The organism is Kitasatospora sp. NPDC057692, assembly GCF_042799475.1.
Lineage (GTDB): Bacteria > Actinomycetota > Actinomycetes > Streptomycetales > Streptomycetaceae > Kitasatospora.
This window is the reverse complement of record NZ_JBHVIV010000074.1, coordinates 37066-45056: the sequence shown is the minus strand read 5'-3', so window position 1 is coordinate 45056 and position 7991 is coordinate 37066. Positions and strand designations below refer to the sequence as shown.

Genomic DNA, 7991 nt, shown 5'->3' with positions numbered 1-7991 from the left:
CCCGGGGGCGGGGGCGGGCGGGTAGGCGGGCGGGCGGGCGAAGCCGCCCCGGGCGCCGTCCCGGGCGGCGGGCGCGGCGGCGAGCAGCTCGTCCACCCCGGCGGTCCGCCGCCGGGGTGCGGGCCGCCCGGCGTCGGCGGGGTGCCCGGTATCAGCGGGGTGCCCGGTATCAGCGGGACGCCCGGCATCGGCGGGGTGCAGCGGGACGACCTCGGCCAGGCGGCCGGCACCGCCCCCGGCGGCACCGCGGCCCCCTCCCTGCTCCGCGTCCGCCGGGTGCGCCGGGTGAACCCGGGGAGCCACGACCGCGGCCGCGGCCGAAGCCGCCAGGGCGGCGGTGACCGCCCCCTGGACCTTCGCCGCCAGGGCCTCCTCCCCGCCGAAGTAGCGGGCCGGCCCCTTCACCGGGATCGCGCACAGCCCCGGGCGCAGCACCTCCACCCGGGGGGTGAACGCCTCCACGGCCGCGACCACCGGCTCGAACCGCCGGGCCTCCGCCTCCGGGTCGCGGTCGCGCAGCTCCAGCGCCGGGGAGAGCCGCTGGGCCAGCTTGAGCCGCTGCCCCTGCCGCACCCCGGCCGCCCGGGCCGCCGCCGAGCAGGCCAGCACCCGGCCGCCCTCGACCACCGCCACCGGGGCGTCGGCCTCCCCCGGGCGCTCGACGGCCGCCACCGGCCAGTCCGGACACCACACCACCAGCACCCGGGGGGTGACCGCGCCGGCCGCCCCGGTGGAGCCGGCCACCTCGCCGCCGGTCATCTCACACCACCGCCATGCGGTCGAGGCCCGCCCCGGCCCCCGACACCGCGCCCTCCCCCGCCACGTCCACGTCCACCGTCCCGGCGCCGACCGCCTCCTCCACGGTCCGCACCGCGCCGTGGGCGTCCGGCAGCCAGAGCCGGGCGGTCCGCCCGGGCCCCGCCGAACCGCGCCCCTCGGCCGCCACCTCCACCTGCCGCCCGATGAGCTGCCCGTGCCCGTCGCCCAGCCCGAACCAGCGCCCGGAGCGCACGCCCAGCCGCAGTCCGGCCCCCGGCCACGGCCCGGCCACCAGCAGCACGCAGCCGCTGCGCCGCAGCACGGCGGCCAGCCTGGCGGCCAGGTTCGGCGGGACCGGGCCGTCCGGGCGCAGCATGATCAGTTCGACGGCGCCGGCCAGCACGGACACCACCTCGGCCCAGTGCGGTCCGGGATCGTCGGCCACCAGCAGCCGCCGCAGGTCGAGCCCGTACCCGGCGGCCGCGGCCAGCCCGAGGTCCGGCAGCCCGACCGCCGCGGCCCAGCCGCCGTCGGTCTCCCGCACCCCGGCGGCCAGCGCCAGCAGCAGCCCGGCGTCCCCGCCCGCCACCGACACCGCCGCGCCCCGCCGCAGCCCGCCCTCCGGCAGCAGCCCGCGCAGCGCGGGCACCACCGGCAGCAGCCCCCGTCCGGGGGCGGCGGTCGACGCCACCGGACGGAGCGCGGGCTTCCGCTCGACGGTGGATTCGAAAACAGATTCGATAACGGGCACACCCCCAGGATCGAACATCCGTTCGCAAAGATTCAAGTCCGAATCGTCCGTTCCCGGCCCGTCACTCTCCGTGCCCGCGCTTCGGCGGGTGCGCGCCCGGGTGCCGGACGGCCCCGAGAGGCGTCGTCCGGCACCCGGACGGGCCGCCGCGGGGGCGGGCGGCGCGGTCGCGGCGACCAGGACCGCGGCGGCGGCCGCACGACGGTCGACCGTCTCGGGCTCCCCTCCGCGGACCCGGCCCGATGCCATGCCGCCGAGCCGCCGCACACGGGGGGTCGACGGTCCGTTCACGGATGCGTCGACGGGGCGCCGGAGATCCGGGGGCGGGGGGTTTCAGTGGCCACGACAAGTCGGCGTTTATGTCCGCCCGGCAGGATCTGCCGGTGCGACCGAGGGCCGACCGGGCCCCGGCGGCGGTCGCGACGACGAAACGAGGTCGAGGAGAATCATGCGTGGCACCACGCTCGGTGACCGCTACCGGCTGGAGGGGTGGCTCGGCGGCGGCTCGATGGGCGATGTCTGGCTCGCCCAGGACCAGGTGCTCGACCGCCGTGTGGCCGTCAAGGTCCTCAAATCCGCGCTGCTGGACGAACCCGGCTTCGCGGAGCGCTTCCACGACGAGGCCCGGGTGATGGCCCGGGTGCAGCACCCCGGCATCGTCGGCGTGTACGACTTCGGCCCCGGCCGCGCCGCCGACGTCCCCTCCTGGGGCGCACCCCCGGGACCCGCCGCCCACCCGGTCGCCTACCTGGTCATGGAGCTGATCGAGGGCGAGCCGCTGAGCACCGTGATGGAACGGCGGGGCCCGCTGACCGCTCCGGAGACCCTCGGTCTGGCGCTGGAGGTCCTGGCGGCGCTCCAGGCCGCGCACGAGGCCGGCATCGTCCACCGGGACATCAAGCCGGCCAACCTGATGATGCGTGACGGCCACGTGGTGGTCACCGACTTCGGCATCGCCCGGCCCGGCTGCGACCCCCGGCTCACCGTGCCCGGGATGGTGCTCGGCACCGCCGCCTACCAGGCGCCCGAGCAGGCCTCCACCGGCACGGTCACCGCCTCGGCGGACCTGTACGCGCTCGGGGTCGTGCTCTACGAGTGCCTGACCGGGCGGCTGCCGTTCGAGGGCGAGACCGCCCTGGAGCTGATCCTCAAGCACCTGACCGACCCCGTGCCGCCGCTGCCGGCCGAGGTCCCGGCCCCGGTCCGGGCCCTGATCGAGCGGGCCCTGGCGAAGGACCCGGCCCTGCGCTGGCCGGACGCCGCCGCCATGGCCGGGGCCGTCCTGGCGGCCCTCGCCGGTGAGCCCGCCGACGGCCCGGCGGGCGGGCCGTCCTGGGCCGCGGTGGTCCGGTCGACCGGTGCGCTGGCCGCGCTCCGGGCCACCGGGTCGGCGGCGCGCCCGGCGGTCGCGGCCCCGGCGGCCCCGGCCGAGCCGTCCGCCCCACCGGGCCGTGGGGCCCGGTGGCGGGCCGCGCTGTTCGGCACCCGGCGCCGGACCCTGCTCGTGGCGGGCGCGGCCGCGCTCTGCTGCGCCGTCACCGCCACCGCGGTCGTCGCCCTGCACCGGGACGGGCGACCGGCCGGCGTCCGGGCCGCCGACGCGGCGAACTCCTCCGCCCGGTCGGGCGTTCCGCTGACGGCGCCCGCCGGGCTGCTCCCCGACCCGGGCGCGCCCTCCCCCTCCCCCGGCGCGCCGACCCCGTCCGGGGTCCCCTCGCCGACCGGACCGGTCCTCCCGGGCGCGACGCCGCCCGACGCGGGGGCCGCGGGCGGCGTCGGTGCCGCGGGCGGTCCGGTGGGCGGTCCGGGCGGCGGGAGCGGCCCCGCGAACCTCCCGGGCGCACCCGCCCCCGGGTCCCCGGACGCACCCGCCGGCGCCCCCGCCCAGGGCGGCGCACCGGGCGCCCCCGCGCCGGCGCCCGGGCAGCCGTCGGCGCCGGACGGCCCGGCCTACACGGCCGCCCCGCCGCCGAACGCCCCGGCCTCCACCGCCACTCCGCGGCGGACGGTGTCCCCGGCCCCCGACTACACCGCGGCGCCGCCGCCGACCTACACCTCCTCCCCGCCTCCGTACACCGCCTCGCCGCCCCCGCCCCCGCCGACCTACACCGTTCCGACGGATCCGCCCACCAAGCCTCCGGTCCAGCCGGGCGGTCCGCTGCCGTCGCTCGTCCGGCTCTCCAACGGCGGGTCCGTGCTGTTCGACCAGGCCTCGCTCGACCGGCCGGGCAACCCGGTGGTCCTGGCCCCCGACGACGGCGGCCCGGGCGCGGTCTGGCAGCTGACCGCGCACACGGAGGGCGGCTATCTGCTCTCCAACGGCGCCGCCCGGTACTCCAAGGTCCTGGACCTGGAGGGGGCCCGCTCCCAGACCCGGCTCTGGTACCCGTCGAACCCCACCGCCCCGACCCAGATCTGGTCGTTCTTCCCGGTGCCCGGGGGCTATGTGGTGACCGTCGCCCGGGACGCCCAGCGCTGCCTGTCCGCCGCCGGTCCGGGCTCGCCCGCACAGGTGCGCACCTGTGCGGGCTCCGCCGACCAGGTCTGGACGGTCTCCGCCGCCTGACCCGGCGTCCCGCGCGCACGGCCGGGGGCCGGGCCGTGCGCACGGGACGGGAGCGCCGCGCCGGACCGGGAGCGCCGCGTCAGACCGGGAGCGCCGCGTCAGACCGGCAGCCAGGACGGCCAGTGCCGCCGGGACGGCCCGGCCGGGTGGTCGTCACCGAGCAGCGGCACCAGCCGCTCGGCCTCCGGCGAGCCGATCGGGGCCAGGATGCCGTACGCCTCGGCCCAGCAGGCCCGGGCCCGGGCCGGACGGCCGGACCGCTCCGGGTCGCCGGGCCGCTCCGGCCCGCCCGGGCGGTGGTCCGCCAGGGCGTCGCCGAGCGCGGCCAGGGCCAGGCCGCGGCCCCGGTGGTCGCCGTCCAGGGTCAGCGCGTCGACCGCGCGCTCCGCCGCCTCGACCGCCTCCGGACCGCGTCCGCCCGCGCGCAGCGACTCGCCGAGCCGCAGCAGGATCCGGCCGGTGCGCCGGTGGTCGGCCGGGTCGGTCAGGGCGAGCGCGGCCCGCCGGTGGGAGACCGCCTGGTCGTACCGGCCGAGGTCGTGGGCGATCGAGCCGAGCGAGTCCCGGGCGCGGGCCTCCAGCGCGCGGTCCGCCAGGTCGTGGCCGATCACCAGCGACTGGTCCACCACCCGGCCCGCCGCGCCGAACCGGCCCTGCCGGGCGAACGCCCCCGCCAGGTCCAGCAGTTCGGCGGCCAGCGCGCGCCGGTCGCCGATCCGCTGCCGGACCGCGACCGCGGCCGAGAACCCGGCCACCGCCTCGTCCGGGCGGTCGAGGTGGACGAAGCAGGCGGCCAGCGAGCCGTGCGCGAGCGCGAGCAGCGGCTCCGGCAGTCCGTGCGCGGTGCACAGGTCGCGGGCCCGGAGCAGCTCGGTGAGGGCCGAGGACGCGGAGCCGACCTCGGCCAGCAGCCGGCCGAGCACCAGGCGAGCCCGGGCCTCCGCGGTGCGGTCGCCCTGCTCCAGGGCGGCCCGCAGCAGGGCGTTGGCGGCATGGCCGAGCGGCCGGGTGGCGTGCCCGGAGTCCGCCGACAGGCAGACGCCCAGCAGGAGTTCGGCGAGCCGGTCGAGGCCGGGACCCCCACCCGGGGAGCGGACCGGGAGCTGCGCGCACTGGCGCACCAGCGCCCCGACGGTCACGTAGTCCCCGGCCGCCGGGGCGGCGGCGCGCTCCGACGGCGGGCGGAGCGCGGCCGCCATCCTGGCGTGGTGGTGGTCCACCAGCCGGGTCAGCGCGCGCACCCGCTCACCGTCGATCTCCGCCTGGTTCCGCGGTCCGCCCGGGCAGACCCGGTCGATCCGCTGGGCGAAGGCCCGCAGCAGGTCGTGGTAGCGGTAGCGGTCGGGACCGGCGGAGACCTCCAGCATCGAGCAGTCCACCAGGGACTCGGCCAGCGCCTCGGCGGCGGGCTCCGGCCGGTCCAGGACCGCGGCCGCCTCCGCCGCCGAGAGGTCCGGCACCTCGGGGACGGCCAGCATCCGGAAGGCGCGCGCCTGTTCGGCGTCCAGCAGGTCGAAGCCGAAGCGGAACGAGGAGTCGACGGCGAGGTCCCCGCTGCGCAGCGCGTCCAACCGGTAGCGGTCGCCGCCCAGTTGCTCCACCAGCCGGGCCACGCTCCAGCCGGGGCGGCAGGCCAGGCGCGCCGCGAGGATCCGCACGGCCAGCGGCAACTGTCCGCAGAGCCGGACGAGTTCGCGGGCCGCTTCGGCCTCGGCCGCCACCCGATCGGCGCCGACCACCCGGGTCAGCAGGGTGACCGCCTCCTCGGCGGGCAGCACCGGCAGTTCGGTGAAGCGGGCGTTGGGCAGCGCCCCGATCCGGGTCCGGCTGGTGACCAGGACGGCGCAGCCCGCCCCGCCCGGGAGCAGCGGCCGGACCTGCTCGGCGTCGCGCGCGTTGTCCAGCAGCACGAGGACCCGCCGCCCGGCGAGCAACGACCGGTAGCGGGCCGCCCGTTCGGCCGGGCTCGCCGGGATCGCCTCGCCGGGCACGCCGAAGGAGCGCAGGAAGGCCGCCAGCGCCTCCTCCGGGCGGGTCGGACGGCCGTCCGCGCCGTGCAGGTCGAGGTAGAGCCGGCCGTCCGGGAACTCCTCGGCGAGGCCGTGCGCGACGTGCAGGGCGAGCGCGGTCTTGCCGACCCCGCCCATGCCCGCGACCGCCGCCACGGGCACCCGGTCCGACTCCAGCAGGGCGGCCCTGACCGCTTCGACCTCCGCCGCCCGGCCGGTGAAATCCGCCACCGCGGCAGGGAGTTGGTCCGGCCGGAGGACGGCGGCGGAGGCCGCCCCGGCCGGCGGCACGGCCTCCGCCGGGGGCGCCTGGACGGGCACCGGTCCGGCGGGCGCCGCCAGGCTCTCGTCCGCCGCGAGGATCCTCCCGTGCAGCTCGCGCAGCCCGGGGCCGGGCGCCACGCCCAGCTCCGTGCGCAGCCGGCGGTCCGCCGCCCGGTAGACCTCCAGCGCGTCCGCCTGCCGCCCGGAGCGGTACAGCGCGAGCATCAGCAGCTCCGAGAGGCGCTCGCGCAGCGGGTGCTCCTCGGCCAGGGCCGCCAGCTCGGCGACCGACTCGGCCCGGCGGCCGCCCTCGACCTCCGCCTCCAGACAGGACTCCAGGACGGCGAGCCGGCGCTCCTCCCACTCCCGGCGCTGGCGTTGCAGGTAGGGGCCGGGCACCCCGGACATCGGCTCGCCGCGCCAGAGCGCCAGCGCCGACCGCAGGACGGCGCCCGCCTCGGGGTGCCGCCCCTCGGCGCGCAGCGTCCGCGCCCGGGCCAGCAGCGCCTCGCACCGCGCGGTGTCCAGGCCTTCGGGGTCGGCCACCAGCAGGTACCCGCCGCCGAGCGAGGTCAGCACGTCGGGCCCGAGGATCCGGCGCAGCCGGTGCACATAGGTGCGGATGACGCCGTGGGCGCTGGCCGGCGGCTCCTCGCCCCACAGGTCGTCGATCAACTGGGCGCCCGACACCTGCCGGCCCGCCCGGAACAGCAGGGCGAGCAGCAGCCCCTGCTGCTGCGGTGAGCCGAGCGCCAGCTCCACCCCGTCCCGCAGGCCGCGCACCGGCCCGAGCACCTCGAACCGCAGTCCTCCGGACCGCGCCTCCCGATCCACCGATCGACTCCCCCCGTGTCCGTACGACTCCCCCGTCCGCATGATAACCACCGGCATTCCCGCTGCTCAGCTCCGGCGAGCCCGGTCCGCCGCCGGTCGCGGGCGGTCGCGGGCGGCGGTGCCGACGGGCTCCCGGGCCGGGAAAAGGCGGTGAAGGCCGGGAGGGGCGGCGGCAGACTGGCCGGCATGACCGATGAGACGACCGAGACCTTCAAGAAGGACCTGATCATCTATCTGCAGGACGCCAGGGACGCCCTGTTGTGGAAACTCGAAGGACTGTCCGAGTACGACATCCGCCGGCCGCTCACACCGACCGGGACCAATCTGCTGGGGCTGGTCAAGCACGCGACGGCGGCGGAGGCCGTGTACTTCGGGGAGACCTTCGGGCGGCCGTTCGAGGCGCCCCGGCCGTGGATCACCGGGGACGCCGAGCCGAACTCCGACTTCTGGGCGACCCCGGAGGAGAGCCGGGAGGAGATCGTCGACCGGTACCGCGCGGCCTGCGCGCACGCCGACGAGACGATCGCCGCGCTGCCGCTGGACGCGGTGGGCCGGGTGCCGTGGGGCCGGCGCAGCGAGGTGACGCTGCACCACGGCCTCGCCCACATGACCGCCGAGACCCAGCGGCACGCCGGGCACGCCGACATCGTCCGCGAACTCCTCGACGGCGCGACCGGCCAGCGGCGGAACGGGGAGAACACGGCCCCCGGCGACGAGGCCTGGTGGGCCGGGCACCGTGACCGGGTCGAACGCGCCGCCCGGGAGGCCGCCCGGCGGCCCTCCCCGAGGTAGCCGTCCGCGGTCCGGC

General features: G+C 78.8%; 4 protein-coding genes and 1 pseudogene. 2 read left to right on the top strand and 3 right to left on the bottom strand.

The window, feature by feature from the left end; all coding sequences use genetic code 11:
- Window positions 1-759 (bottom strand): annotated as a pseudogene (locus ACFVFS_RS31505) (hypothetical protein); the annotation flags it as partial.
- A 1-nt stretch (window position 760) separates the two neighbouring features.
- Entirely contained in the window at window positions 761-1510 is a 750-nt protein-coding gene (locus ACFVFS_RS31500) for a hypothetical protein (RefSeq protein WP_380628232.1), read from the bottom strand.
- 448 nt (window positions 1511-1958) lie between these two features.
- Here ACFVFS_RS31500 and ACFVFS_RS31495 point away from each other — a divergent pair, with 448 nt between their 5' ends.
- Complete coding sequence (locus tag ACFVFS_RS31495; RefSeq protein ID WP_380628231.1) at window positions 1959-4076, top strand: serine/threonine protein kinase; 2118 nt, start codon at window positions 1959-1961, stop codon at window positions 4074-4076.
- A 98-nt stretch (window positions 4077-4174) separates the two neighbouring features.
- On the opposite strand, the gene ACFVFS_RS31490 is transcribed toward ACFVFS_RS31495, so the two are convergent.
- Window positions 4175-7183, bottom strand: coding sequence for a BTAD domain-containing putative transcriptional regulator (locus tag ACFVFS_RS31490; protein WP_380628230.1), 3009 nt, complete (start codon window positions 7181-7183; stop codon window positions 4175-4177).
- A 186-nt stretch (window positions 7184-7369) separates the two neighbouring features.
- Here ACFVFS_RS31490 and ACFVFS_RS31485 point away from each other — a divergent pair, with 186 nt between their 5' ends.
- On the top strand, window positions 7370-7975 hold the full coding sequence (locus ACFVFS_RS31485) for a DinB family protein (RefSeq protein ID WP_380628229.1): 606 nt from the start codon (window positions 7370-7372) through the stop codon (window positions 7973-7975).
- Window positions 7976-7991 lie beyond the last annotated feature (16 nt).